General features: G+C 47.1%; 27 protein-coding genes. 8 read left to right on the forward strand and 19 right to left on the reverse strand.

Annotated elements, in window-relative coordinates; genetic code table 11:
• Window position 1: 1 nt before the first annotated feature.
• Complete coding sequence (locus FD967_RS06595; protein ID WP_215325182.1) at window positions 2-1,186, forward strand: CaiB/BaiF CoA-transferase family protein; 1,185 nt, start codon at window positions 2-4, stop codon at window positions 1,184-1,186.
• Here FD967_RS06595 and cls read toward each other — a convergent pair.
• The 3 genes from cls to FD967_RS06610 are packed head-to-tail and all read right to left on the reverse strand — an operon-like array spanning window position 1,183 to window position 3,604.
• Window positions 1,183-2,658: a cardiolipin synthase gene (gene cls, locus FD967_RS06600; RefSeq protein WP_215325183.1), complete on the reverse strand. Its 1,476-nt coding sequence runs from the start codon at window positions 2,656-2,658 to the stop codon at window positions 1,183-1,185. The two genes, FD967_RS06595 and cls, sit on opposite strands and share 4 nt — an antisense overlap.
• On the reverse strand, window positions 2,655-3,404 hold the full coding sequence (locus FD967_RS06605) for an endonuclease/exonuclease/phosphatase family protein (RefSeq protein ID WP_215325184.1): 750 nt from the start codon (window positions 3,402-3,404) through the stop codon (window positions 2,655-2,657). The genes cls and FD967_RS06605 overlap by 4 nt, the downstream gene beginning before the upstream one ends.
• Entirely contained in the window at window positions 3,404-3,604 is a 201-nt protein-coding gene (locus FD967_RS06610; RefSeq protein ID WP_215325185.1) for a hypothetical protein, read from the reverse strand. The genes FD967_RS06605 and FD967_RS06610 overlap by 1 nt, the downstream gene beginning before the upstream one ends.
• 66 nt (window positions 3,605-3,670) lie before the next feature.
• Between FD967_RS06610 and FD967_RS06615 the strand changes: the two genes are divergently transcribed.
• Both FD967_RS06615 and FD967_RS06620 read left to right on the forward strand, forming a co-directional pair.
• Window positions 3,671-4,366, forward strand: a complete 696-nt coding sequence (locus FD967_RS06615) for an ABC transporter permease (protein WP_215325186.1) — start codon at window positions 3,671-3,673, stop codon at window positions 4,364-4,366.
• Window positions 4,359-5,069 carry an ATP-binding cassette domain-containing protein gene (locus tag FD967_RS06620; protein ID WP_215325187.1) on the forward strand — a complete coding sequence of 237 codons (711 nt, stop codon included), beginning with the start codon at window positions 4,359-4,361 and terminating at the stop codon, window positions 5,067-5,069. The genes FD967_RS06615 and FD967_RS06620 overlap by 8 nt, the downstream gene beginning before the upstream one ends.
• Here FD967_RS06620 and FD967_RS06625 read toward each other — a convergent pair whose 3' ends face one another.
• The 15 genes from FD967_RS06625 to FD967_RS06690 all read right to left on the reverse strand — a co-directional run bounded on the left by FD967_RS06625 (window position 5,070) and on the right by FD967_RS06690 (window position 17,772).
• Entirely contained in the window at window positions 5,070-5,339 is a 270-nt protein-coding gene (locus FD967_RS06625) for a hypothetical protein (protein WP_215325188.1), read from the reverse strand.
• Window positions 5,340-5,349: 10 nt separating this feature from the next.
• Window positions 5,350-6,405, reverse strand: coding sequence for a formate dehydrogenase subunit gamma (locus FD967_RS06630; protein WP_215325190.1), 1,056 nt, complete (start codon window positions 6,403-6,405; stop codon window positions 5,350-5,352).
• 47 nt (window positions 6,406-6,452) lie between these two features.
• Window positions 6,453-6,689 (reverse strand): hypothetical protein, encoded by a 237-nt coding sequence (locus FD967_RS06635; RefSeq protein ID WP_215325192.1) that lies wholly within the window; start codon window positions 6,687-6,689, stop codon window positions 6,453-6,455.
• Window positions 6,686-7,345 (reverse strand): formate dehydrogenase FDH3 subunit beta, encoded by a 660-nt coding sequence (fdh3B, locus tag FD967_RS06640; protein WP_215325193.1) that lies wholly within the window; start codon window positions 7,343-7,345, stop codon window positions 6,686-6,688. The genes FD967_RS06635 and fdh3B overlap by 4 nt, the downstream gene beginning before the upstream one ends.
• 27 nt (window positions 7,346-7,372) lie before the next feature.
• A complete protein-coding gene (locus tag FD967_RS06645) occupies window positions 7,373-10,357 on the reverse strand; it encodes a formate dehydrogenase subunit alpha (RefSeq protein ID WP_215325194.1) in 2,985 nt (994 codons plus the stop codon).
• Window positions 10,358-10,419: 62 nt separating this feature from the next.
• The gene (locus tag FD967_RS06650; RefSeq protein WP_215325195.1) at window positions 10,420-10,641 is read right to left on the reverse strand and encodes a formate dehydrogenase; all 222 of its coding nucleotides are present in this window, start codon (window positions 10,639-10,641) and stop codon (window positions 10,420-10,422) included.
• A gap of 132 nt (window positions 10,642-10,773) precedes the next feature.
• Complete coding sequence (locus FD967_RS06655; RefSeq protein ID WP_256441882.1) at window positions 10,774-11,250, reverse strand: molecular chaperone; 477 nt, start codon at window positions 11,248-11,250, stop codon at window positions 10,774-10,776.
• A gap of 3 nt (window positions 11,251-11,253) precedes the next feature.
• On the reverse strand, window positions 11,254-11,418 hold the full coding sequence (locus FD967_RS10785) for a hypothetical protein (protein WP_251368995.1): 165 nt from the start codon (window positions 11,416-11,418) through the stop codon (window positions 11,254-11,256).
• Complete coding sequence (locus FD967_RS06660; RefSeq protein WP_215325196.1) at window positions 11,415-13,505, reverse strand: 4Fe-4S dicluster domain-containing protein; 2,091 nt, start codon at window positions 13,503-13,505, stop codon at window positions 11,415-11,417. The genes FD967_RS10785 and FD967_RS06660 overlap by 4 nt, the downstream gene beginning before the upstream one ends.
• A gap of 10 nt (window positions 13,506-13,515) precedes the next feature.
• On the reverse strand, window positions 13,516-14,067 hold the full coding sequence (locus FD967_RS06665; protein ID WP_215325197.1) for a DUF3306 domain-containing protein: 552 nt from the start codon (window positions 14,065-14,067) through the stop codon (window positions 13,516-13,518).
• Window positions 14,067-14,606: a DUF3305 domain-containing protein gene (locus tag FD967_RS06670; protein ID WP_215325198.1), complete on the reverse strand. Its 540-nt coding sequence runs from the start codon at window positions 14,604-14,606 to the stop codon at window positions 14,067-14,069. The genes FD967_RS06665 and FD967_RS06670 overlap by 1 nt, the downstream gene beginning before the upstream one ends.
• 6 nt (window positions 14,607-14,612) lie before the next feature.
• The gene (gene apbC / locus FD967_RS06675) at window positions 14,613-15,701 is read right to left on the reverse strand and encodes an iron-sulfur cluster carrier protein ApbC (RefSeq protein ID WP_215325199.1); all 1,089 of its coding nucleotides are present in this window, start codon (window positions 15,699-15,701) and stop codon (window positions 14,613-14,615) included.
• 141 nt (window positions 15,702-15,842) lie between these two features.
• Window positions 15,843-16,784 carry an anion permease gene (locus FD967_RS06680; RefSeq protein ID WP_371817890.1) on the reverse strand — a complete coding sequence of 314 codons (942 nt, stop codon included), beginning with the start codon at window positions 16,782-16,784 and terminating at the stop codon, window positions 15,843-15,845.
• Window positions 16,785-16,864: 80 nt separating this feature from the next.
• A complete protein-coding gene (locus FD967_RS06685) occupies window positions 16,865-17,512 on the reverse strand; it encodes a DUF47 domain-containing protein (RefSeq protein ID WP_215325200.1) in 648 nt (215 codons plus the stop codon).
• A gap of 65 nt (window positions 17,513-17,577) precedes the next feature.
• Window positions 17,578-17,772, reverse strand: coding sequence for a heavy-metal-associated domain-containing protein (locus tag FD967_RS06690; protein ID WP_215307691.1), 195 nt, complete (start codon window positions 17,770-17,772; stop codon window positions 17,578-17,580).
• 73 nt (window positions 17,773-17,845) lie between these two features.
• On the opposite strand from FD967_RS06690, the gene FD967_RS06695 reads away from it, so the two are divergent.
• Window positions 17,846-20,143, forward strand: a complete 2,298-nt coding sequence (locus FD967_RS06695; protein ID WP_215325201.1) for a cation-translocating P-type ATPase — start codon at window positions 17,846-17,848, stop codon at window positions 20,141-20,143.
• On the opposite strand, the gene FD967_RS06700 is transcribed toward FD967_RS06695, so the two are convergent.
• On the reverse strand, window positions 20,136-20,987 hold the full coding sequence (locus FD967_RS06700) for a DUF3047 domain-containing protein (protein ID WP_251368996.1): 852 nt from the start codon (window positions 20,985-20,987) through the stop codon (window positions 20,136-20,138). The two genes, FD967_RS06695 and FD967_RS06700, sit on opposite strands and share 8 nt — an antisense overlap.
• 3 nt (window positions 20,988-20,990) lie before the next feature.
• On the opposite strand from FD967_RS06700, the gene FD967_RS06705 reads away from it, so the two are divergent.
• Genes FD967_RS06705 through FD967_RS06720 form a run of 4 tightly spaced genes read left to right on the forward strand, consistent with a single transcriptional unit; the run spans window position 20,991 to window position 25,659 of the window.
• The gene (locus tag FD967_RS06705; RefSeq protein ID WP_215325202.1) at window positions 20,991-22,487 is read left to right on the forward strand and encodes a glycosyltransferase family 39 protein; all 1,497 of its coding nucleotides are present in this window, start codon (window positions 20,991-20,993) and stop codon (window positions 22,485-22,487) included.
• A 48-nt stretch (window positions 22,488-22,535) separates the two neighbouring features.
• The gene (locus tag FD967_RS06710; RefSeq protein WP_215325203.1) at window positions 22,536-23,579 is read left to right on the forward strand and encodes a lysylphosphatidylglycerol synthase transmembrane domain-containing protein; all 1,044 of its coding nucleotides are present in this window, start codon (window positions 22,536-22,538) and stop codon (window positions 23,577-23,579) included.
• A gap of 17 nt (window positions 23,580-23,596) precedes the next feature.
• Complete coding sequence (locus FD967_RS06715; protein WP_215325204.1) at window positions 23,597-24,856, forward strand: glycosyltransferase family 9 protein; 1,260 nt, start codon at window positions 23,597-23,599, stop codon at window positions 24,854-24,856.
• Window positions 24,857-24,861: 5 nt separating this feature from the next.
• Window positions 24,862-25,659: a phosphatase PAP2 family protein gene (locus FD967_RS06720; protein ID WP_215325206.1), complete on the forward strand. Its 798-nt coding sequence runs from the start codon at window positions 24,862-24,864 to the stop codon at window positions 25,657-25,659.
• The last annotated feature ends 1 nt before the right edge of the window (window position 25,660 follow it).

Consider the following 25,660-nt stretch of genomic DNA (forward strand, 5'->3'; position numbering starts at 1 on the left):
CATGAGTATTCGTCCTTTGGATGGCATCACAGTAGTTTCCCTAGAGCATGCTATTGCCGCTCCTTTTTGCACGCGCCAATTAGCCGATTTAGGTGCGCGCGTTATCAAGGTAGAAAGGCCCGGTGCCGGGGACTTTGCCCGCGCCTATGATGAGCGCGTCAATGGCATGTCCTCTCACTTCACTTGGGTCAATCGCTCCAAAGAAAGCTTAACCTTAGACCTCAAGCAAGAATCTGCGCTAGCAGCGCTGAAGATGCTTCTCAAAACAGCAGACGTACTGGTACAAAACCTGGCGCCTGGTGCAGCAGCACGTATGGGATTGACTGCAGAACTCTTGCAAAAAGATAATCCTGGTTTGATTTTGTGCGACATCTCAGGTTACGGAAATAACGGCCCTTATCGCGACAAAAAGGCCTATGACCTATTAATTCAAAGTGAAGCTGGGTTCTTATCCGTTACCGGCACCCCAGAGACCCCTAGTAAAGCAGGTAACTCAATTGCCGATATTGCCGCAGGCATGTATGCGTACACCAATGTACTGGCAGCTCTATTGCAACGGGGTAAGACTGGCAAGGGATCTACGATTGATGTTTCTATGCTCGAGTCTTTGGGTGAATGGATGAGTTATCCACTCTACTATGCCTATGAGGGTGCAACACCCCCTCCTCGTAATGGCGCCTCCCATGCCACGATCTATCCTTATGGGCCGTTTAAGGCTGGCGATGGCGGCACCATCATGCTGGGCTTACAAAACGATCGTGAGTGGGTTTTATTCTGTGAAGTGGTACTTGAGAATCAAGCCCTCGCCAAAGATGAGCGCTTTGATAAAAACTTCAAACGCAATGAAAAGCGCGATGATTTACTTTCCATTATTGATGCGTGTTTTAGCAAACTCAGTACCGAGCAGGTCATAGCAAAGCTGGATCAAGCGCAAATCGCCAATGCCCGACTAAACGATATGCAGGGTTTATGGAATCACGATCAACTCAAAGCACGCGATCGTTGGGTGCAAGTTGGATCACCAGTAGGCCCTATTCCAGCACTGCTTCCGCCTGGCAGCAATAATAGCTTCGACTACCGTATGGATGACATTCCTGCTGTTGGGCAGCATACCGCAGCAATCCTCTCTGAGCTTGGTATTGCCGTAAGCGAGATTGAGGCAATGCGCAGCCAAGGGGCGATTTAAAGTAGAGGTGAAGCTAAGTGTGCCGCGTTCTCCAGCAAAACACGCCAACGTGGTCGCTTAGCCCAACTTACCGGATCAACTAAATCAGATTGGTCCAGGTAGGACTCAATCAGGGTCTCGAGTTTTGCGCAAAACGCATCGTTGTAGACAATTAAGCTGATTTCAAAATTAAGGCGTAAGCTGCGCTGATCAAAATTCACTGATCCAAAAATCGCCACTTGCTTGTCTATTAGCAAACTCTTGGTGTGCAATAAACCACCATGAAATTCAGCGATATGAATACCCGCATCCATCAGGTCAGCATAAAGGCTATGGCTACTCCAAGCGACTAGCGCTGAATCGTTCAATTTAGGAACAATTAAAGTGACCTTCACACCGCGACCGGCTGCTGCCATTAACGCCTGAATCAAGCCATCATCTGGACCAAAGTAAGGCGTAGTAATTGTGAGCTCTTTACGTGCGTCCATAATGGCGGAGAGCAGTACCTGATACAAGATGTCATCGCGATACACCGGACCAGAAGAAAACTCTTGGGCAAGCACTCGTCCATCCATCGGAATAGGAGTGGGCGCCGCAGCTTTAAAGTGGGTAATCTTCGGGTTGTCAACACTCCAATCAAAAGAGAATGTCAGCTCAAACTGAGATGCGACCGGACCTTCAATTCTGACCATTGCATCCACCCACTCACCCACACCGGAGTCTTGCTTAAAACTGCGCGGATCGACCATATTCATACTGCCGGTCCAAACGACGGTGTTATCGATCACAAATATTTTGCGATGTAGTCTGAGATCCGCACGGCGAAATTGGAATCGTCCAATTTGAATTGGTAATGCCTCAGTTACTTGAATGCCAGCATTTCTGAAACGATTAGGCCAGCTGGATTTAAACCAGTCTTTACTGCCTAATGAATCCAATAACACCTTACAAGTCACGCCGCGTTTAGCTGCTGCAATTAAGGCCTCACCAACGCGATCGGCATCGCCACCCAAGGCCCAGATATAAAACTCTAAATGCAGTGATTTTTTTGCCTGATTAATTTCGTCAATGAAATGCTGCAGTATCTCTAATGAGTTCGTAAATAACTCTATCTTGTTGCCAGCAATCACAGGGGATCCATTTTTGGATTCCGCTAATAAGCTCAGAGCCCTACCCTCGATTGGTAGTTGTAGCTTATCGGCCTGATAGTGCTTACGCATCTCTGCCGTGATGGCCGCATATTCTTTATCCATCCGAATAATTTTTCTCGTCAGCTTGCGACCTACAGGGCGCTCACCAATCAAGATGTAGAGACTGATACCCAAAAGCGGAAACAACACCACAATCAAAAACCAAGCAAACGCAACACCAACTGGCCTTCTCACAGAAATTAATCTAAATCCAAATAGAATCACAATGACTGCATGAACTATGGGGACCCAAATTAAGGAGAACCCAAAAATAGAGCCCAATAGAAAATTTAATATGCTCATATGATTTCCAGTTCAGCAGTAATACCCAAATGATCAGATAGCTTCAACCACTCATGCAAAACTGCTGCTGAGTGAATTTTCAAACCTCGCACATAAATTCGGTCCATGGGAAGCATGGGCTTCACACTGGGAAAGGTTTTTGCAGGAGCGCCTGTCAGCACTTCAAAAACCTCCTGAAAACCAGCGGCACGCATCGGGGCGCTAACACGATTACGCCAATCGTTAAAGTCGCCCGCCACAATGGTTGGGCCACCCTCTGCCAGCGAATCAATGTAATGAATAATTTCATCCAATTGACGCTCTCGCCCTCTTTCAAATAAAGCAAGATGTACACAAAAACAATGGATCGGCGTTTCATTGCCTTCTAACTGAGTAACACTATGCAGCAAGCCTCGCCTCTCGAATCGATAGGCTGAAATATCGTAGTTTTCACCCTTGTGCAATGGTCTCTTTGAGAGAATGGCGTTGCCATGATGGCCATCTGGATACTCAACATTTTTACCGTAATGCCAATCATGCCAAAAGTCTTCGGATAAAAAATGGGTGAGCTCTGTTAGTGGCCAATGGCTAAACCTCCTGATCCGCCCACGATGCTCTTGCTGAAGCTCTTGCAAAAATAGTAAGTCTGGATGGTGGCTACGCATTTTTTGGCGCAACTCATAAATAGTAGATTTTCTGTGCAAGGGTGATAGCCCCTTGTGGACATTCATAGTCATGATGCTAAAGCGACCCAGCACTTGTGTCATCAAAACTGTCCTGCAGCACGCTGCCGTCGTACACGCGCTAAATAGATTTCACCCTCAACTAAATCTTGGCACTGCATGCACTTATTACAAATAGAGGCCTGATCACGTAAGTCATCAATCGAATCGATCGGATGCCCATCGAGATATTCACGAAGATCAACATCGAGAACCTCATTGCAGAGGCAAATGACTTCAGCCATGAGTTCAGAAAAGAGAAATTAATTGCATTCATACCATTTTGCCATCCCCTTGCTAGAATCTAGCCCATGTTGATGACCTTTCAGGAAGCTTTTGGACTACTTTTGCATTTAGATGCTGGTGTGATCGGCATTGTGCTGGTCTCACTTCAGGTCAGCTTGAGCGCTTTACTCCTCGGCAGCATTCTAGGACTACCCATTGGCGCTCTGTTAGCTACAGAGGAATTTAAGGGCAAACAAACAATTACACTCCTCTTAAATACCCTCATGGGCGTCCCAACCGTGATTATTGGCGTCATTGTGTATCTACTGCTATCAAGGACAGGGCCTTTAGGGGTGTGGGGCTGGCTTTTCACACCCAAGGGCATGATCCTAGCCCAAACACTGCTCACAACCCCCCTAATTGCCGCCCTGAGCCGCCAAATCTTAGAGGATTCTTGGAGAATTCATCGAGATTCCTTTATGGTACTTCGCCTACCCAGGCTTTACGCCCTGAAATGGCTTCTTTGGGACTGCCGTTTCTCCCTCACGATTGCCATCCTTGCTGGACTTGCCAGGGCAATATCCGAAGTGGGCGCCGTCATGATTGTTGGTGGCAATATTGATCAATCCACTCGCACCATGACAACAGCCATTGCTCTGGAAACTAGTAAAGGTGATCTCCCATTGGCGCTTGCCTTAGGCATTGTTTTACTAGGTATTGTTTTGATGGCAAATCTCTTTACATTTGCAGTTCGCCAAATTGCGGAGCGTCGCTATGGTTAATCATTCTGAACAATTCAAGCAATTTATTGAGTTCAAAGGCGTCATTGTCAACAGTAATGGACGCATCATCTTGGATATCCCTCATGCGGTTATTCCTGCAGATCGAATTTGCGCTTGCATTGGGCCCAATGGCGCTGGTAAAACGACTTTCCTCAAATTAATTGATGGCTTAATCAAACCAGACTCAGGCACCGTTACCCATTCAAGCGGCTCCATCAAATCATCCTTGGTATTGCACCATACGCCAATGATTAAAGCCTCAGCACGAACTAATGTTGCGATGGTGAAAGACGCAGACCCCTCAATTGATTCTATTGCGATTGATTTGGTGATCGAGCAGATCGGACTAAGTCATCTTGCCAACAGTCCTGCGCACAAACTCTCGGCAGGTGAAAAACAAAAGCTTTGCTTGGGCCGGGCTATTTTGCAAAAACCCAACTTGATATTACTAGATGAACCTACGGCTAATCTAGATCCGAACACCACAGAACAAGTCGAAGAGCTCATTCGTCAATTGAAGTCTCGAGGCTCTGACGTCTTCTTCACATCCCACCAACTTGCACAAGTACAAAGAATCGCGGAGTACATCATCTTCATTGATCAGGGCCAAATAAAAGAAAAGGGACCCGTAGGTCCCTTCTTTGCCGATCCCCAGACACAAGCAGCTAAACGCTACTTACATCAAGAGTTGCTCGTCGACTGATTACTTTACTGCTGGTGCTGCAGCCACAGGAGCGACAAAAGGTGGAGGAGCCACACAAGCTGCTGGAGCCGGAGTTCCAGAAACCCTAAAGCGATCAGCTACCTTATTTTGAGCTTGGCATAGCTGGAATGCACCCATTCTATCGCCGTAGGCAGACTTTGCTTTTGCCAAAGCTGCAGCCTCTTGAGCTTCAGGCGTCAACGGAGGCAAAGCAGCAAATGCAGCTACGCTTGCGAATGAACAGAGTGTGAGAGCGATGATTTTTTTCATGGCCATGTCCTTATTTATTAACTTTGTCGTACCAGAGCTCATGGTGCTCCTTAGCCCAGGTAGCATCAACATAGCCAGTCATCATGCCGTCTGAGGAGCCTTGCATACCGATAGAACCAATGTAGATGTGACCCATTGCCATCGCAGTCATCAAAATAGAGGCAGAGCTATGAACGATATTCGCCAGCTGCATGGTGCCACGAAGATACTGTACCTCCATGAACGGTACGATCATATCGAGCACGAATCCTGAAGCTGAGATCGTTAAGCCTAATACAACCATACCAAACCAGAACCAGATTTTTTCACCCATATTGAAGAACCCTGCAGGTGGATGCTTGCCAGTCAGCGCGCCGCCAAGCGTCATCAACCAGTTAAGGTCACCCTTCCCTGGGATATTGCGAGTGGCAAACAGCAAGAAGAAGATCACAACGCTCAAAGTGAACAATGGTCCAGAGTAGTTATGGATATTCTTACAAATCATCAAGAATGATCCGTAAGCCGCACCACCCATTAAGGGCATTACAAAGTACTTACCCCACAAAATCAACATGCCAGTTGTAGCAAGGCCGATAAAGCTGGCAGCCATTACCCAGTGGGTGAGGCGCTCAAAACCATTGAAGCGCTTGATTTTTTGTCCCGACATCGGAGCATGAAGCTTGATTGGACCCTTGACCAAGAACAGGGCAGCAATACCAAAGAAAGCAATCGCTAGAATCCAGGCGCCGTAAACAGTGATGACACCATTACGAATCAAACGCCACTGTTGACCAGCACGTTGAATTAATACGCTTGCTTCTTTATCAGGAATGCTGACATAGTTATAGGGATCGCTATTTGCAGTATCCCAAATTGCACCTTCTTTAGGTGCCGTATTTGCGGGTTGTGATTGCGCTTGAGTGCCTTTTGGAATCTCATTGAGATTCTTTGGATAATCAATTCCGCTTGGGCTAGGTAGAGGCGGCATTGCTGCGCGTTCGGCCAAGACAACACCACTTAAAAGACTTAGCGAGACACCAAGAGCTAAAGCCCAGGAGCGACTGACACTAATAAATGATCGATTCATACAAATATCCTTAAACGTTTTCGTTTTATTTATTGTTGTTTAACTGATCACTTAGCGCGTGAATATTCAGATTGACCCTGATTGCGCTTGTTAATCGCTTCCGTCCAACTGGCTTGCTCTCCAGGCTTCCATCCTTTAGTCATAAACCCATTGTCAGCACCCATGTATGGCGCTACATCCGGACGCTTAGCTGCATAAGCTGCAACTTCAGGCGGTTCAGAACAAGCGGATAACAGAGTACCTGCCGCCAGACTCATGGCGAGAATTTTGAAATTCAATTTCATGATTTCGCTCCTGGAATTTTGGCAGCTGGTGTTGGGGCTGGAGATGGTGAGCCTGCAGGACCATAAGCAGTCGACCAACCGAAGATATCGTTGCTTGGATACCTGCCATTGGCTTCGCGCACTGAAACACGTTTGGCGTAAATACTAGAAATCACATCGCCATCTCCACCAATCAATGCTTTTGTAGAACACATCTCAGCACATAAGGGCAACTTACCTTCAGCTAAGCGGTTACGGCCATATTTTTCAAACTCAGCAACGCTACCGTTCACTTCTGGGCCGCCGCTACAGAATGTGCACTTGTCCATTTTGCTGCGGACACCGAAGGCACCCTTGCTCAAGAACTGAGGCGCACCAAATGGGCAGGCGAAGGAACAGTATCCACAGCCGATGCAAATATCTTTGTCATGCAAAACCACACCTTCATCGGTACGGTAGAAGCAATCCACTGGACAGACAGCCATACAAGGCGCATCTGAACAGTGCATACATGCGACTGAAATAGACTTTTCTTTGCCGACGATGCCATCGTTGACTGTCACAACACGGCGACGAGTAATACCCCAAGGCACTTCGTTGTCGTTCTTACAAGCAGTAACACAGCCATTGCACTCAATGCATCGTTCTGTATCACATATAAATTTCATTCTTGCCATTGTGTTCTCCTGACTTTATTTTTTAACTTAGGCAAATTTTTCGATTTGGCACATGGTGGTTTTAGTTTCTTGCATCATCGTTACCTGATCGTAGCCATAGGTCGTAGCAGTATTCACCGCTTCACCTAAAACTACCGGGGCAGCGCCCTCTGGGTAATATTTGCGCAAGTCGTTACCCTGCCACCAGCCAGCAAAGTGGAATGGTACAAAGGCTGTGTCTTGGTCAACCCGCTCAGTAACCATTGCGCGTACTTTGATCTTGGCACCCGTTGGAGACTTAACCCATACGTAGTCCCAATTCTTAATGCCGCGAGCTTCTGCAGCTTTAGGATTGATCTCCACAAAGTTCTCTTGCTGCAACTCAGCCAACCATGGGTTGGAACGCGTTTCATCTCCTCCACCCTCGTACTCAACCAAACGACCAGAAGTCAGAATGATTGGGAACTTTTCATAGAGCTTGTCGCTCAAGTTCTTGTCTTGTAGCGTTTTGTACAGAGTTGGCAAGCGCCAGAAATTCTTCTTATCCGCAGATGTTGGGTACTTACGCATCATTGGCTCATTGGTACTGTAGAGGGCCTCGCGGTGAGTTGGAATGGCATCTGGGAAGTTCCACACCACTGCACGTGCTTTCGCATTACCAAATGGATGGCAACCGTTTTTCATGACCACGCGCTGAATACCACCAGAGAGGTCAGTCTTCCAGTTCTTACCATCTGCAAGCTTTTGTTCTTCTTCAGTTAACTGATTCCACCAGCCGAGCTTCTTCACTAGCACATGATCAAACTCGGGGTAACCAGTGGTAATCGCTGAACCCTTAGAGTAGGAACCATCCTCGGCCAACAAATTCTTGCCATCTTTTTCCACACCAAAGTTTGCGCGGAAATTACCGCCACCTTCCATCACACTCTTACTAGTGTCATAGAGGTTTGGTGATCCTGGATGCTTAATCGCGGCAGTGCCATAGCAAGGCCAAGGCAAACCGTAATAATCACCCGTGGTGTCGTAACCACTTACTGGATCAACGCCGCCACGTGACTTCAATGTCTTCGGATCAAAAGTGCCTGCCATTCTCATATGCGCTTTTAAGCGCTCAGGAGTTTGACCGGTGTAACCAATTGTCCAAACTGAACGGTTGATCTCACGCAAGATATCTTCGATCTGCGGCTCTTTCCATTGCTTACCAGCAAATTTGGAATTGAGCATCTTGTAGTTCTTGGAGAGCTCTTCTCCAAAGCCAAGGCGATCTGCAAATGCTTGCATGATCACGTGGTCAGGAACAGACTCAAACAATGGATCAATGACTTTCTCGCGCCACTGTAATGAGCGGTTTGAGGCAGTAGCTGAACCCGTTGTCTCGAACTGAGTTGTCGCTGGTAATAAGTACACATTACGATTTTTGTTTATGGACTGGCCTTCAGCAGGAGGCATTGCTGCCATTGCCGCAGTCGCACTTGGATAAGGATCAACCACTACCAATAAATCCAATTTGTCCATCGCACGCTTCATGTCCAAACCGCGTGTTTGTGAGTTCGGTGCATGACCCCAGAAGAACAAACCTTTCACATTGGTCTGCTGATCAATCATGTCATTCTTCTCAAGCACCGCATCAACCCAACGAGAAACCGTAGTACCGGACTTCTCCATCATGTCGGGAGCGTAGCGACCTTTAATCCACTCGTAGTCCACACCCCATACAGTCGCAAAGTGCTTCCATGAGCCTGCTGCAAGACCATAGTAACCAGGCAATGAATCCGGATTAGGACCAACGTCAGTTGCACCTTGAACGTTATCGTGACCGCGGAAAATATTTGCGCCACCACCGGACTTACCGATATTGCCCAAAGCCAATTGCAAAATACAAGATGCACGAACCATGGCATTGCCAATGGTGTGCTGTGTTTGACCCATACACCAAACCAATGTGCTTGGACGGTTTTTGGCCATAGTCTCGGCCACTTTGTAAACCTGTGCCTCAGGGACGCCACATGCCTCTTCGACATTCTTAGGAGTCCACTTTTCCATCACTTCTTTACGGATCTCATCCATGCCGTATACGCGGTCATTGATGTACTTCTTGTCTTCCCAGCCATTATTGAAGATGTGATACAGAACACCAAACAAGAATGGAATATCTGAACCAGAACGAATACGAACGTACTGATCAGACTTCGCTGCAGTACGGGTATAGCGAGGATCAACTACGATCACCTTGCAACCATTTTCTTTTGCATGCAATAAGCTGAGCATTGATACTGGGTGCGCTTCTGCAGCGTTAGAACCAATGTACAAAGCTGCCTTAGCATTCATCATGTCGTTATAGCTATTGGTCATCGCACCATAGCCCCAAGTGTTAGCAACACCGGCAACTGTAGTGGAGTGACAAATACGCGCTTGATGGTCTGTGTTGTTGGTTCCAAAGAAAGAAACCCACTTACGCATTAAGTAAGCTTGCTCGTTATTGTGCTTTGAAGAACCAATAAAGAAGAGTGAATCTGGACTGTACTTGCTACGCAAATCTTTCATCTGCGCAGTGATTTCAGTCAAAGCCTGATCCCAAGAAATGCGTTGATATTTACCATCAACCAACTTCATTGGGTAACGCAAACGGAAATCGCCGTGGCCATGCTCGCGCAAAGATGCGCCCTTAGCGCAGTAAGCACCCAAGTTAATCGGGGAATCAAAAGCGGAGTCTTGACGAACCCAAACACCATTCTCAACGGTAGCGTCAGTTGCGCAACCTACGGAGCAGTGAGTACAGATTGTTCTCTTAACCTCGATCTTACCCTTGCCGTCTAGCATTGCCTTACTTTGCTCAGCGGAAGCCTTTTGCACCAGCGTTAATTGGCTTGCCGCGATACCAGCACCAACACCCACTCCAGAGCGCTTGAGGAAGGTACGGCGATCCATCGTTGGCACGGCAGACTGAAGTCCACGTGACAAGCTACCGATGAGGCGTGATGCAGGTGTAGAGCGACCGCTCTGTGGGGTATTGGATTTACGAGTCAGACTCATATGTTGTCCCTGAGAAATATTTTTATTTAATTATTTGGAAATGACTTAATAAACAACTTGATTTAAAGCATGGTGGTTTCGTAATACTTACGAATATGCGCTGTGAGTTGATAGCCATCATCTTTACCCTGCACTGTGCTGCCAATTTCTTGAATCACTGCCTTACCAATAGGCGTTTGGGAGGCTATTGCTACGGCACCAACAGCGGTACCCGCACCGATAAAAAACTTCCTGCGGGAAGGCTTGTTTTCTTCGTTTACTGCGACTGTAGATTTGGTGGTCATCGTATGCTCCTATTTAGTGCAAATTTGATATCCATCAAGTGTAATTGGTAATTGCATTTTTGACATATTAGAGTCACAAAAATATGAATCTAGGGGGGTAAACCCTAGTCTTTTCGTAATGCAGTACGACATTTAAATCATGTCAAAGCTTTGCCCTTCAATCGCGAGAAACTCCCGAGTCAAGGCGGCTACTGGATGGTAGAGATGCATCTCTGGGATATCTTCTATTGCATCGCATAGTTCGTCATACCAAGGGCGAATATGGCTATTGAAAAAAACCCTTTGATTTGTAAGGTTTGAAATCTCCACATCATCCCCTGCAATGAGGTATCTCATGACCTCACACAAGGCTGAAATATGGTCCTCAGTCTCTGTAACTTCTTCCGCAGATTCCAAGCCAAAAGTCTCAAGAGATCGACGGATCTCAACTAAAGGTTTCTCGTTTAAGTGGCCAGCCATGTAAAAGGACCCATTCAAGATAATGTTGGGTCGCCCTACGCTAATGAAGTTCAGGTCAAACTCCTCGCGCCAGGACTTGGCGGGGTTGTTTTTGGCAACCTCTACTACGCTATGCCAAACCTTCGCCAGCGGAGCATCTTCCGCCTGAATCTCTTATCCATCCGGAATGGAGGAAGCAATTTGATTCAGTAATTCCTGATCTGGCGGTTGATGAAAGAGCCGAGCAATCAAACCATACAGGTCTGCACGAGCAAGTTCCTCGGGTAAGCCCTCATCACCAACTGTGGTTACCGCACCTTCTTGTATCTTTTCGCTCATTGTTCTTTATTCACCATATCAACCACACGACAATCACTACACATCTTGAGCCTCTCTAATGCAGCGCCAGCAAACGCCCCATGAGCGCCTAACTTGGAGAGCATCAAATCAACCATCTTAGAGGTTCCAAATACCTTGCCACAGCTAATACAGTGAAAAGGCTTTGTTTCATTCAGCTCGACCTTTTCCTTGCGCTGCTCCACCGAAAGCAAGCGCGGCGATAGTGCTAAGGCCTGCTCGGGGCAGGTTTGAACGCAGATGCCACATTGAACGCAGTGCTTTTCAATAAAGGAAAGCTTCGGCTCATCCAGGTTATCCAATAGCGCGCCCTCAGGGCAGCTACCCACACAAGACATACAGAGCGTGCAAGCATCCTTATTCATATTAAGTCCGCCTAAGAAGGATGACTTTGGCAACGCTGCTCCAGCTACTGGAAGTGGTGTTTTGGCTTGCTTTTGTAAATGCTCTAGCACCATCTCTATTGTTTCGCGCTTCTGATTGCCTAAACCAAAACTGGCAGGCGAACAAATGGCTGGAAGAGCACCGCGCTGACGCAGTCTGCCCATTGAAGACGATACTGCTTGCAGATCCCCTAGGGAGTCGATCTGTATTAATGAAAATCGGGCATCAAATCCATAAGCAGCCAAAATGGCGTTCCCTAAATCGGTTTGCGTCTCTAGTGCGGCGCGATAAGCAGGATCCTCATCTCCAGTCAGCAATAGAATCACTTCGCCAAAACCATAGCTGAGCGCACCCAGCCATAAATCCAAACCGGTAGAAGCAATATGCTCAATGCCATAGGGCAATACAAAAGATGGCAATCCTTCAAACTGCTTTGGTCTCAAGTGCGCCAAACGCCCCAAAGAATCTAAAGCTTGGCTTCCAGCTTGAAGTGTATGCAACAGCAAAACAGGTGCTTGCGCTTGTTTAGTCTTGGCGCTCTCGAGAGCAAACACATTGGCGAGAGTTTTAATCTCTTTGCCTTGATGGGGCACGCTTGGGTAGTTGTAGCGCATTGCGCCCGATGGGCAGACTGTCGAGCAAGCTCCACAACCCATACACAAATTTGGATTGACTTCTACAGTACCCTGCCCATTCTTAAACACAGAAGATATAGCGCCTGTAGAGCAAACATCGATACAAGCATTGCAACCGACTTTGCCATTACGGCCATGCGCACAAATCTTTTCGTTATAGACAAAGTACTTTGGCTTTTCAAACTCGCCTACTAAACCTAATAGTTGGGTGGCAACCAATGCTTGCTCTAAGGAATCATTTCCGGGAGCAAAGTAGCCTTTTGGTGTCTGGCTCATACGCATCTGCGGATCAACCCGCAGATCCATAATCAAATCAAAATCAGCGCTGCGCTGACGCTCAACTCGATCAAAATTGATCGCACCAATACCAGCACAAGCCGTGACACAGGCGCGATGGGATTTGCATTTATCTAAATCAATCTGAAAGGCATCATCAATTGCACCTTCAGGGCAAACCTCAACGCAGGCCCCGCAGCGGGTACACATCTCTGGATCAATTGGGTTTTGCAAATCCCAATCTACAGTGAAATTACCTAGATAACCATCTAACTTAGTAGGACTACCGGTATAAATCGGAAAGTTTCTGGCGATGGGTAGTGCACCCGGTTCGGTACATAAAACAGAGACTTCAAGAGAATCGCTCAGCCTTTCGGCCCAAGGTAAAGCTTGCTTACCAGGACCAACGATCAATAAGCGCCCTTGGCTTTCATAATTGACGACTGGCACGGGTTCTGCTTGCGGCATCTCAGCTAAAGCTAAGAGTGCGGCAATCTTTGGGGTGGAAGCTTTAGCTTCTTGTGTCCAACCTGCGACCTCACGAATATTGACGAAACGCAATGGCGCAACCAAAGGCTTGACTGATTGCTCGGCCAGCTCACTAAATAAAGCACTCTCTTGAGTGCACGCAATCACGATGGCATCGCTACCATCAAATGCCTTAATCACTGAACCCACTTCCTGTCTACATAAGGAAGTGTGCATGGTGAGGCCCAAGGCCTTGGCATCCAAGGGCATGGTTCCGTTGCAATTGCAGACTAATTTTTGACTCATTGATTTCTTCTTAACTGGTTTTTTTATCGACGGGCAAGAGGTCTTTATCCCCTACTTCCTGAATAGTCGTTGGTGTGGATGTTAAATCAGTCTGAGCACTTAAGGATAAAGCCTGCTCTGCTGGTTCAGGCGCTATCTTGGCAACAGTTTTTGTATCATCGGCTTGCTCATCACTATCCTTGCGGAAAATGTTGAGCATGTCCGATTGCACCATCCGCTTGAGCATTTCCAATGGGATGGGGTCAGGCTTGGAGTAGTCGTCAATGTAAATGTCCAGTCCATCCATGATGTTGAAGTGCGGGTCCGAGAACATCTTCTTCATGGCAGCTTGCTGAACTGCTGGATCTACATCTGGTTTCATAAAGGCAGAGAAGTCAGGTGCAAAACGATCTATCTTCTCTACATCATCCAAAGTTGCTGGCGGGGGAGTATCTGCAGGAGATTGCTGCACGTCAGGGCTAGCTGCCAATGCTTGCTTGGTCTGCTCGACTGGTTTTTTTTCAGGCTCTAACTGCTCTCCAGCCTTCAGACGTGACCAGCGGCCCAAAAATCCCCCAGCCATTAATCTTCTACCCCACGATTAGCGCCTTTGAAAGATTCAGGGCGATGTCGCTTCTTGGGCTCAGGACGGTAATGCTCATTGACATACTCTTGCAACCAAGAGGCATGCTCTGAAGAAAGTGATACGCTATCAACTGACTCACCGCCATCTAATAAACGCCCTGCTTCGTTGTAGCTGACACTAATGCGGTGCGGGACTGCAATCGTCGTCTCCGATTTAGCAAGCTCTATAGACTGAACATCGATATAGCGCTCAATATCCTCCTCTAAGCGCCACATCACAAACCAACACGGTTGAATAGCCGAAAGATTGAGGTAATAGCCCTCACCCTCATCTGGAAAAAGATTCAGTTCATAACCAGTGAAGAGCCAAGATTCACCTTGTTCATCGCGCCCTAAAAACTGCCCCATGATTTTGTTCTCGACACTAGCTGTATTAGTGAACTGCCCAAAATCCGGCAATACCTCGTGCGGCGCCCACCGATATGAAATCCACGGATTATCAACAAACTGCTTACGCATGATCACAGCAAAACGCATAAGGCCTTAGGTGTTCTGAACCACAATGTTCGGAAATTTATTACTCATATCTTTAGAAAGCGCTGCCACTTTGATGGCAACTCGTCTTGCAATCGTTTTATAAATTTCGCTGATAGCGCCATCGGGATCTGCCACTAAGGTTGGGCGACCCGCATCCGCCTGCTCGCGTATCGATAAGTTTAGGGGCAATGAACCTAAAAAGTCTACGTCATATTCTTGGCACATCTTTTGGCCACCACCAGTACCGAATATATGCTCTTCATGACCGCAACTTGGACAGACATACGTACTCATATTTTCGATGATGCCCACAATCGGCACGCCAACCTTTTCAAACATCTTCAGACCCTTACGCGCGTCCAGCAAAGCAATGTCTTGAGGGGTAGTCACAATCACCGCGCCTGTAACAGGCACCTTTTGAGCAAGCGTTAGTTGAATATCACCGGTACCAGGAGGCATATCTACAATCAAATAATCGAGATCACGCCAACGGGTTTGACGCAGTAGTTGCTCTAAGGCAGAGGTCACCATAGGGCCGCGCCAAACCATAGGGGCATCGTTATCGATCAAAAAACCGATCGAACTCGCTTGGAGGCCATGACCTTCCATTGGCTCCATGGTGTTTTCTTCAATAGATTCCGGTCTACCGGTAATTCCCAACATCATCGGCTGGCTTGGTCCATAGATATCCGCATCCAACATGCCTACTTGCGCACCTTCAGCGGCCAAAGCTAAAGCAATATTCACGGCGGTAGTCGACTTTCCGACCCCACCCTTGCCACTGGCTACAGCAATAATGTTTTTTACATTAGGCAATAGTTTGACGCCACGCTGAACAGAATGGGCAACGATTTGACTGCTCACATTGACGCTGACATTTTTAACATCAGGTAATTCACGGAGCACGGCAATCACCGATTTACGAATCACATCAAATTGACTTTTTGCTGGATAACCCAAAACAATATCCAAACTAACATCACCGCCATCAACGCGTAAATTTTTCACACTCTTCGATGTTACAAAATCAATTTGGGTATTAGGGTCAATCAGACCTTTTAGTGCAGCTTGCACAGTCTCTACAGTAAGTACCACCGACTTCTCCTAAGAAAAACTTCCCACTAAAGGGAGGCTCAATTGTTTATTGAGTTCTATTACAAATAATGGAATAGCGGCTAGATTAACCGCACATGCAAAAAATTGCTTAAAACGAGCTCAGAGGCTCGTTATCGTTACTCAAAAAATGAGGAGGCTGATGTAATACACCGCCATAGACATCACGGCAGTGGCTGGAATGGTGAAGATCCAGGCCCAAACGATATTGCCAGCGACTCCCCAGCGAACTGCACTTGCGCGCTGGGTGGAGCCGACGCCAACAATAGCCCCAGTAATTGTGTGGGTAGTAGATACCGGTACCCCCAGTGCAGTTGCCATGAATAAAGTGATTGCTCCACCAGTCTCAGCGCAAAAGCCGCCAACAGGTTTGAGCTTAGTCAGTTTCTGGCCCATGGTTTTCACAATGCGCCAACCACCAAACATCGTACCCATTGCAATCGCAACGTAGCAAGAAATAATAGTCCAGGTAGGTGGCATGCTGTTACTCGACTCTGCGTAGCCGGTAATGATCAGCAGCAACCAAATGATGCCGATAGTCTTCTGGGCATCGTTGCCACCATGGCCCAAACTATAAGCACCTGCAGACACTAACTGTAAACGCCTAAACCAGCGATCTGTTTTTGATAGGTTGGCATTGCGACAAACCCAGGCTACCAACAACATCGTTAATGAGCCCAATAAGAATCCCACCAGCGGCGAAATAAAGATGAAGGAAACCGTCTTGATAATTCCTGACCATACCAAGCCATCAACACCAGCCTTAGGTAGAGCCGCTCCAACCAGTCCACCAATCAATGCATGGGAAGAGCTAGAAGGAATGCCGTAATACCAAGTAATTACATTCCAGATGATGGCGCCCACTAGGGCTCCAAAGATCACATGCAAATCTACGGCAGCTGGATGAACAATTCCCTTGCCCACGGTAGCAGCAACACTAAGATGAAAAATGAAAATAGCAAGGAAATTAAAGAAAGCGGCAAAGAGCACTGCCTGCTGAGGCTTCAGAACTCCAGTAGAGACGACGGTGGCAATCGAGTTAGCAGCATCATGAAATCCATTCATGAAATCGAATGCCAAAGCTAGCGCTACTAAAAGCGCTACCACCCAAAATGCGACTTCTATTGTGGTCAACTTATTTAACCTTAGGAATTTTCAAGAACAATGCCTTCAACCAAGTTGGCAACGTCTTCACATTTATCAGTCACTTCCTCAAGCAGCTCATAAATACGCTGCAGCTTAATGAGCTCACGCACTTCGATATCTTCCCGAAATAATTTAGTGATTGCAGTTGAGAGCAGGCGATCTGCACCTGATTCCAAATGATCGATCTCGTCACAGGTCTTGAGTGCAGCCTTTGCAACTTCTGGCTCTGATATGTCTTTGAGCATACCAACAGCATTTTTGACACCAATACAGCATTGGTTGCAGAGCTGAGCCATATGCAGCATCTCATCCGTCATTTGCTTCACGTTGTAAAGATGCATGGCTTCTGTACCGTTCTGAATTAAATCAGCCACATCGTCCATGGTATTGATGAGATCAAAAATTTGATCGCGATCGATTGGAGTAATGAAGGTCTTATGAAGGCGGCGATGCACCTCTTTAACCACATCATCACAGGCGTGTTCTGCACTATCAACCTCTTGCGTGTATTTAGCACGCAATGCTTCATCGTTGTAATGTTCAATGAATTTTAGGAAAGATTTGGATGCTGCAACGATATGGGCAGCATGTTCGTTGAATAATTCAAAGAAATTGCCATCGTGAGGCATTAACTTACTGAAGAACATAATTCACGATCCTATAGAAACAAACGACTGAGATTGAGTAACTTGCAAATATTCTAAACAATGCCTTAATTCACTATAGGAAACCCGGCATCTGTTATAAGCCCCGAGGCTAATTCTGGGGAGAGGGTCGTTTCTAGTGTGACCAACTGTGTCGCCAGGTCCACCTGAACCTGAGCCTGGGGATCTTGGGCTTGCACAGCACGAGTGACTGCGTTGACGCAACCACCACAAGTCATTCCTGAAACCTTGAGCGTAAACATGGCCACCCTTTCAAAACAGTCAAAATACAGTTGTTAATGGCTTTTTTTCGCCATGCGGTAGATTATCTTCTACATGAGCACTACAGAATCCCCAAATTCAGAGTTTTATACCCTCGACATCGGCGGGATGACCTGTGCTTCCTGTGTTAGCCGAGTAGAAAAGGCTTTAGACAAGATTCCTGGGCTTGAGGCAGCAAGCGTCAATTTAGCGACCGAGCAGGCAAGAATTCGCGTTCGGCAGGGTTCCTCAAGCCTAGGGGACATCATCGCGCTTGTTAAAAAGACAGGCTACGAAGCTAAAGAAAGTTCCATTCGAGGTAATCCGGATCAGAAGATTGGCAAGCCATTTTGGGCTGCCGATGGTTTAGGCCGCGTGGTTCTGAGTTTTGCACTGTCAGCACCCCTCTTCTTGCCGATGTTCTTTATGCCTTTTGGTAATCATTGGTCTTTATCAGGATGGTGGCAGCTCGCTTTGGCAACACCAGTCCAATTCATTTTGGGATGGCGTTTCTATGTCGCAGGCTATAAATCCTTAATGGCTGGCGCGGGCAATATGGACTTATTGGTTGCCTTAGGTACTAGCGCTGCTTATGGGCTCAGTCTGTATATCTTGCTCACTTCAAACCATGCACATGAACTTTACTTCGAGGGATCTGCAGTCATCATCTGCATGGTCTTATTAGGCAAATGGTTGGAGGCACGAGCCAAGCAACAAACCAGTGAAGCGATTCGCGCCCTGCAAAAACTCTGGCCAGAGCATGCCAAAGTTTTAAACGCGGATGTTGAGCTACAGGGGAATGCAGGTATTAGCGCCGATCAATATCGCGACTTACCGCTAGAACAAGTGCTACCTAGCGATAAAGTCTTCATACTTCCCGGTGAACGCATTCCGGTAGATGGCGTCATTATTTTGGGTAGCAGCCACGTTGATGAATCCCTGCTCACCGGCGAAAGCGAGCCCGTTAAGAAATCAATTGAATCAAAAGTCATAGGAGGCGCCTTAAATGGTGAAGGTGTACTAGTAGTGATGGCGCAAGCTGTTGGTGTTGAAAGCGTACTCTCACAAATCATTCACTTGGTAGAGGAAGCGCAAACACAAAAAGCGCCGATTCAAAAGTTAGTTGATCAGGTGAGCGCGATATTTGTGCCCACAGTCATTGTGCTTGCGCTCTTAACTGGCCTGGGTAACTGGCTTTACTTAGACTCCATCTCCGTTGCTATCTTGCGCGCTGTTTCGGTCTTAGTGATCGCTTGTCCTTGTGCGCTTGGCTTAGCCACTCCAGCTGCAATCATGGCAGGTACTGGCATAGCCGCACGTTTCGGCATTTTAATTAAGGATCCGCAAGTATTAGAGTTGGCGCATAAGCTCAATATCGTTGCCTTTGATAAGACCGGCACATTAACGGTAGGTAAGCCACGTATGCTCGCACTACTGCCTTTGGATACATCACTTGCCGATGCCGATCAGATCCTCGCCACTGCTGCAGGCTTGCAATTGGGAAGCGAACATCCTTTGGCAAAAGCATTACTAGTTTCATCCAAGGGAAAAGGTATCGCGCCGATTCCCACCTCATTTAGCAAAGGCTTGCCTGGTATTGGGATTGAAGGTATTCCGAGTAGCGGTCCTTTTGCAGGTCAAACACTGCGTTTACAAAGCGTAGCTTCGCTTGAAGCTAGTCCTCAATACGCTATGGTGTTGCAAAAAGCACAGGCGTATTTTGAACAGGGTCAAACTGTTTCTGTGCTGATGAACTCAGGTAGCGAAAGTAATGGCGCACCTTCACCAATTGCTGTCATTGCTTTTGGAGATGAACTGAAAGTAAATGCAAAATCGGCGGTCGACGCATTGCATGCATTACATATTCGGACGGTGATGCTATCGGGCGATAATGTATCCGCCGCTACTCGCGTGGGAAAAATAATCGGTATTGATGAAGTCTTTGCACAAATTATGCCGAGCGATAAAGCGCAAATGATTCATCAACTACAAAATCCACCTGCAGCTCAGAAACAGTATGTTGCGATGATTGGTGATGGCGTCAATGATGCGCCAGCATTGGCGATGGCAGATGTGGGCATGGCGATGTCTACCGGGACTGATGTAGCCATGCAAGCCGCTGGAATCACGCTAATGCGTGGCGACCCTACTTTGGTTGCTGATGCAATTGATATCTCTAAAAAAACTTGGAATAAGATTGCCCAAAATTTGTTTTGGGCGTTTGCGTTTAATACGATTGGTATACCGATGGCAGCCTTAGGCTATCTATCACCTATGCTGGCTGGGAGTGCAATGGCGCTCTCCAGTTTTTGCGTGTTGAGTAATGCCCTACTCTTAAAGCGCTGGCGCCCCAATAACCTATCAGCTATTTAGAATTCTTACGCAGTAACTCGATATCTCCGTACAGGGCACGGGTTTCTGATTTTGTATTGTCGGTATCCGTCAGCAGTGCAATACCAATGACATTACCTGGCACCTCTCCGTAAGCCAACTTGTAGTCCGCCGCTAAATCCCGCTCATGCTTGCGCCACTCACCCAGACTATCCCAACCAGAATCCACCACAATCATCTTTACACGAGAGGTATGAGCGTTGTTCAAAACTGTATTGACTGAATTCTTACCCGACCAGATGTACATCACTGTGGCGTAAGGCATTTCTTGACCACTAATTAAGCTAGCCATCTCAAAGGTGAGTTTTTCTTTGAGGGGGAGTTTGGATTTGTTGCCATCAAAGGCTACCAAGATACGTAATGGTGCATCGTCGCGCTGACTATCAGCGTTATCTGCTTGCGGTATTGCGCCTACCGCCTTCCACTCCCATTGCAACCATAAGTTCTGTGCTGAGCGGGGGCGAAGTTTTACCGCAAGACCAGATGCTGATGTTTTAGAGTTAGCAGCTAGCACCGTGCGACCTTGGTATTTCTCAAGTCGGTAAATGGTGTTCTTTTTATAAGGTGCGATGCGATAGAAATGCCAACCATCTGGCATGCCATCACGCGGCTTCTCCGCAGAGAACTTGGGTAAATCCTCTTGAGCTGGCAACTGATCCGCATTGAATGGCTGCCCCGCCTCATTCTCAATAGAGTTTCCAGTCAAACCTGCACAGCCTGCTAAGGAGATGGCTATGGCGGTCAAAAGTAGCAGAGATCGAAAAAGAGTTTTTATAGGCATCCGCTTCATTGTCCCAAAGAATGGCTTGCTTAAGTCTAAAATCATCGCATGCGCTATCAATCCCCCTCAAGCTGGGCTGTCATCAGCATCTGCATTACTGCACTGGTGCATTTTGTCTTGGGTTTCTCAATTGAGTTTTCTGTCGATGAGGCGCACTACGCTTTATATGCAAAACATCTTGCCTGGAGTTATTTTGATCATCCGCCACTGGTAGGTTGGATCCAATGGCCACTAGTGAGTCTGACCTCATCTGAGGGAATCATTCGTTTGATTCCGGAATTGCTCTGGGTGCTCTCGGCTTTCTTGGTGTATCGAGTGACCCTAGAAATTCACCACTTGATACAAGGGCGTCATGCGGACTACCTTACTACTGCCCTCCCCTCAGCAAATCTGTGTGGGTTGATGGCTGTATTAGCCATCATTACAGCGCCGTTGCCGCATGTTTTAGCAATCGGTCTTTTGCCTGACACCCTACTTGCCCCCTTAAGCCTTGGCTTGATGTTGATGGCCTTACGTTGGACCCGAAAAGATCAGTTCACTATTACAGACTGGATTACTACCGGCTTAATACTGGGCTTGGCAGGGCTGAGCAAATACACCGCTGCGTTTACCGCATTTGCTTTGCTCTTGGTATTGTTAGCCTCACCCAAAAAAGTCTGGATTACTCAAGCTGGTTTTTGGCTTGCAGCAGCAATTGCCTTGATCGCAATTAGCCCCGTACTCTATTGGAACTGGGTCAATGATTGGATCTCATTCAAATATCAAATTGCTCATGGCAGTGGTGGCGCTTGGGCCTGGCGTAGAGTTGGCACCTTTCTAGGTATTCAGATTGCCTGCTTTGGACCTCTATTACTTTTGGGTATCTATACTTTTCTAAAGCATTACCTCCACTCGCAGAAGTTGATTCTGATTGCTTTACTGAGTTTCTTTGCGATACCTTTTGCCATTTTTGCTACGCTGTCAGGCGGAGGTAGCTTGCCCCACTGGACTACGCCCGCCTGGTTTTGTCTTGCGCCATTTGCTGGCATTGGCCTTGCCAGGCTATGGGCAATACAACATCGCATAGCAATTCGTGCCTTGCTCATTGGGCAATTACTCGTTTGTTTACTAGGCTTTGGATTTGTTTTGGCTGGAGGCGTCACTAACTCAATAGTGAAATCCAATCCCATTGCTGACCTCTATGGCTGGAAGCTTGCCGGCCAAAAAGCAGCTCAATTAGCGCAAGCTACGAAAGTCAATGGGATTGCAGTACAAAACTGGACCTTAGGTAGTCGTGCTGCCTGGTACGTACAACCTCTCCCAGTCTTTGTGCTGGACCAAAGACAAGATCAGTTTGACCTTTGGTTTGGGCAATTGCCGACTGGCGCAAATGTCTTACTGATTAACTGGTCAGGAATGGCTTTTAGGTCACCTGTAGGCGGGAATCTCGCTTTTGAAGTCTGTGAACCACTGGACCAGCTAGAAATTATTCGATTTGGGCAAGTTTTATCTAAATTTGACTACAGCCTCTGCCGGAACTGGCAGGCTGATGGGGTAGCGCGTTAATTCCCCAAATTCAAGACCTTAGGAGCCGTAGGCATTATCCTTATGCCTATGAGCTCACAATCCCAAGCCACCCCCAAAGCAACATCTGGGTGGAAAGTTATCCTCAAGCGGGCTTGGCCCACAATTCGTATTTTGTTGTCGGTCGCTCTGCTTTGGAAGGCCACCAGCGGAATTGATTGGCACGCCATATTAGATTCTGATATTCAGATGCAACCTTGGTGGTTTTTGGCAGCTGGATTAACCATGATCTCAGCGTTTATTTGTGGTGGACTACGCTGGGGATTTTTAATGCGTCAGGTGGGCTTTCAGGGAAGTCTCCCTAATTTTGTTGCGCTCTACTTTGCCGGTGGATTGATTAATCAAGGTTTGCCCAGCACGCTAGGTGGTGATAGCTATCGCGCCATTACCGCTACCCACTTAAATAGTAGCGGCAGCTTGACCCAAGCAAAGGAGCTCGATGAAGAACTTCATCACTCTGTCGACCTAGAGCATGCCACTCCTAAACTGCGCCTGAGTTTTTCCATGGTTTTGGTGGATCGCTTGCTTGGCTTAGCGGGAAATAATTTACTGGGCGGACTTGGCCTCATTTTGGGTGGCGCGACCTTAGCCGCCTGGGGTACTGATTTAGGATACGCAGTCACCGGCATCATGGTGGCGGCAGGTTTATTACTCGCCGCTATTTTGGCATGGGGGCCTAGCTGTCATTTGTTGCAAAAATTATTAGACCGCATACAAATGAGTCATGCTCTACCTGGTATCAAGCTCGCTTTTTCTTGGCCCATGAATGTGGCTCAAGCCGTATTTGCGATTGGCATTCACTCCCTGACTATTCTAACGCTGCTCTTCTGCCTCAAAGCCTATGGAGTTGATGCACCTATTGAAGCTCTCATGATTGGCTTGCCTGCCTTGAGTCTTTTATTAATGCTACCAATCAGCATCTCTGGTTGGGGCTTGCGTGAGGCCACCCTCTCATCTGTACTAGCTTTGTGGGGCGTTAGTCCATCTATGACAGTATTAGCATCCATTAGCTATGGCGCTATTACCGTCTTGTCGGTATTGCCTGGCGCTTACTTTTTATTAAAACGGAAATAATTTTTTAGAGCCCTACTATGAGTATTAGCGTCAACACCATGCGTGCGATTGACCACTGGGTCGGCGTACCACTTTGCGCGGTAGCAAGCCCAGTCGTTGCTCTGACTGATGCCGTCAAGAATCTCTTTTCTCGCAGTCCAGAAGCACCCCGAAAATTACTCTTTATTGAGTTATCTGAAATGGGTAGTGCAATCTTGGTTGATCCTGCGATGCGCAATGCACAAGCTCGTGGCGCTGAATTATTTTTTCTGATTTTTAAAAGCAATCGTGCCAGTCTCACTTTATTAAATACCGTTAAGCCTGAGAACATCTTTACGATTGATTCTTCTAGCTTAGGTGGCTTAATTAAAGATACGCTCAAATTTTTACTGCTAGCTCACAAGCACCGTATCGACACCGTGATTGATTTGGAATTATTCTCTCGCTTTACCGCCCTGCTGACGGGCTTATGTGGTGCACGCCGTCGTGTGGGTTATCACATCTTTCATGGTGAAGGTTTATGGCGCGGCTTTATGCTAACACGCAAAGTTCATTACAACCCGCACATTCATATTACTAAGAATTTTCTCTCTCTGATTCATGCAGCATTTGCTAATGAGATTGAGGTACCGTTTAGCAAAATACATATTGCAGATTCAGAAGTTCGCTTAGAGCAAGCGGTAATTGATCCAGCAGTATTGAGCAAAGTTCGCGAGCGCATTGAGAAACTGAGTGCGAGTTTTGGCATTGCGTTTAAGCAAGGTGAGCAACGACTCATTTTGGTCAACCCCAATGCTAGCGATCTATTACCACAAAGGCGTTGGGCTCAACAGCGCTTTTCTGAGCTGATTCAAGGATTAAATCAACGCTATCCAAGTGATCTCATTCTGATTACTGGCTCCCCAGCTGAATTTGACTATGTTGAAAAAGTCCGCGCAGTTGCCAATGTTAAAAATGCTCTGAACTTTGCAGGCCAAGTGAGCTTTGCAGAATTACCACCGCTCTACACCCTCTCTGATGTGATGGTGACCAATGATTCTGGGCCTGGCCACTTCTCTGCTGTCACTGCATTGCGGACAGTCGTCCTCTTCGGACCAGAAACGCCAGCACTCTATGGCTCTATTGGTAAATCGATTGCAATTACAGCCAATCTGGCATGTTCACCCTGTGTTAGTGCCGCCAATCATCGTAAAACACCGTGCCATGACAATGTCTGCATGCAGGCCATCACCGTTGCTCAGGTGCTAGAGAAGATGGCGCATCAATTAAATGAAGCCGATCAAGAGCGGTCACATTAATTCGCATGACTGAGCAGCGCAAATCGGCTTTAGCAATTGCATCAATTTGGGTTTGGTGTGTTCCGCTTCTGCCACTTAGTCTAGCGATCGCTATTTACTTTGGTGAGTTGCAAACCCCGACATTCTTATTGATCAATCGTTATACCCAGTTACTTCCAGACACCCTCTGGGCTTGGCTCACTTTTATTGGCAATGGCTGGGGCATCTTTGCACTGTGCTTCCCCCTCTTGCTGCTAGCGCCTCGATTGCTGAGCGCCGGACTTTTGGCATCTTTGATTGGCGGCACCATCAGTCAAATTATCAAGCCTCTATTAGAACTTCCACGTCCTGCTGGAGTACTAGCTTTAGAAGACTTTTATCGCATCGGCGAACCGCTATTACATAGAGCAATGCCCTCTGGTCATACGCTGACTGCTTTTGCGGTAGTTTCCGGAATCTACTTTGCTAGCGATCGAGATAAAAGAGCCTCTTTGTGGTGGGTCTTTATCATTGCGATTTTTTCAGGCATCTCTCGCAATGCGCTTGGCGCACACTGGCTCACCGATGTTCTAGCGGGGTGTGCAATTGGACTGTGGTCCGGAATGCTCGGGGCAATATTGGTCGGGTTTATTCCAGAGAAACAGATGGCGGCTAATCAGATCGGACCTCGCTTGCTTGCGCTCGGTGGCCTTGTCACCATCTATATTCTCCTTACGCAAACTCTAGACTCAGAACTTAATCAGTCTTTGCAATACGCGTGTGTGGCATTAATTAGCATGACTTTAGCTTTGTTTATTAAAGCGCAAAAACCTAAGGCTATCTAGA

Source organism: Polynucleobacter sp. JS-Mosq-20-D10 (assembly GCF_018687755.1).
GTDB lineage: Bacteria > Pseudomonadota > Gammaproteobacteria > Burkholderiales > Burkholderiaceae > Polynucleobacter.

Coding starts and splice junctions, on each gene's coding strand:
- FD967_RS06595 (WP_215325182.1), top strand. CDS start 2: ATGAGTATTCGTCCTTTGGATGGCATCACAGTAGTTTCCCTAGAGCAT.
- cls (WP_215325183.1), bottom strand. CDS start 2,658: ATGAGCATATTAAATTTTCTATTGGGCTCTATTTTTGGGTTCTCCTTA.
- FD967_RS06605 (WP_215325184.1), bottom strand. CDS start 3,404: ATGACACAAGTGCTGGGTCGCTTTAGCATCATGACTATGAATGTCCAC.
- FD967_RS06610 (WP_215325185.1), bottom strand. CDS start 3,604: ATGGCTGAAGTCATTTGCCTCTGCAATGAGGTTCTCGATGTTGATCTT.
- FD967_RS06615 (WP_215325186.1), top strand. CDS start 3,671: ATGTTGATGACCTTTCAGGAAGCTTTTGGACTACTTTTGCATTTAGAT.
- FD967_RS06620 (WP_215325187.1), top strand. CDS start 4,359: ATGGTTAATCATTCTGAACAATTCAAGCAATTTATTGAGTTCAAAGGC.
- FD967_RS06625 (WP_215325188.1), bottom strand. CDS start 5,339: ATGAAAAAAATCATCGCTCTCACACTCTGTTCATTCGCAAGCGTAGCT.
- FD967_RS06630 (WP_215325190.1), bottom strand. CDS start 6,405: ATGAATCGATCATTTATTAGTGTCAGTCGCTCCTGGGCTTTAGCTCTT.
- FD967_RS06635 (WP_215325192.1), bottom strand. CDS start 6,689: ATGAAATTGAATTTCAAAATTCTCGCCATGAGTCTGGCGGCAGGTACT.
- fdh3B (WP_215325193.1), bottom strand. CDS start 7,345: ATGGCAAGAATGAAATTTATATGTGATACAGAACGATGCATTGAGTGC.
- FD967_RS06645 (WP_215325194.1), bottom strand. CDS start 10,357: ATGAGTCTGACTCGTAAATCCAATACCCCACAGAGCGGTCGCTCTACA.
- FD967_RS06650 (WP_215325195.1), bottom strand. CDS start 10,641: ATGACCACCAAATCTACAGTCGCAGTAAACGAAGAAAACAAGCCTTCC.
- FD967_RS10785 (WP_251368995.1), bottom strand. CDS start 11,418: ATGAGCGAAAAGATACAAGAAGGTGCGGTAACCACAGTTGGTGATGAG.
- FD967_RS06660 (WP_215325196.1), bottom strand. CDS start 13,505: ATGAGTCAAAAATTAGTCTGCAATTGCAACGGAACCATGCCCTTGGAT.
- FD967_RS06665 (WP_215325197.1), bottom strand. CDS start 14,067: ATGGCTGGGGGATTTTTGGGCCGCTGGTCACGTCTGAAGGCTGGAGAG.
- FD967_RS06670 (WP_215325198.1), bottom strand. CDS start 14,606: ATGCGTTTTGCTGTGATCATGCGTAAGCAGTTTGTTGATAATCCGTGG.
- FD967_RS06680 (WP_371817890.1), bottom strand. CDS start 16,784: ATGAATGGATTTCATGATGCTGCTAACTCGATTGCCACCGTCGTCTCT.
- FD967_RS06685 (WP_215325200.1), bottom strand. CDS start 17,512: ATGTTCTTCAGTAAGTTAATGCCTCACGATGGCAATTTCTTTGAATTA.
- FD967_RS06690 (WP_215307691.1), bottom strand. CDS start 17,772: ATGTTTACGCTCAAGGTTTCAGGAATGACTTGTGGTGGTTGCGTCAAC.
- FD967_RS06695 (WP_215325201.1), top strand. CDS start 17,846: ATGAGCACTACAGAATCCCCAAATTCAGAGTTTTATACCCTCGACATC.
- FD967_RS06700 (WP_251368996.1), bottom strand. CDS start 20,987: ATGATTTTAGACTTAAGCAAGCCATTCTTTGGGACAATGAAGCGGATG.
- FD967_RS06705 (WP_215325202.1), top strand. CDS start 20,991: ATGCGCTATCAATCCCCCTCAAGCTGGGCTGTCATCAGCATCTGCATT.
- FD967_RS06710 (WP_215325203.1), top strand. CDS start 22,536: ATGAGCTCACAATCCCAAGCCACCCCCAAAGCAACATCTGGGTGGAAA.
- FD967_RS06715 (WP_215325204.1), top strand. CDS start 23,597: ATGAGTATTAGCGTCAACACCATGCGTGCGATTGACCACTGGGTCGGC.
- FD967_RS06720 (WP_215325206.1), top strand. CDS start 24,862: ATGACTGAGCAGCGCAAATCGGCTTTAGCAATTGCATCAATTTGGGTT.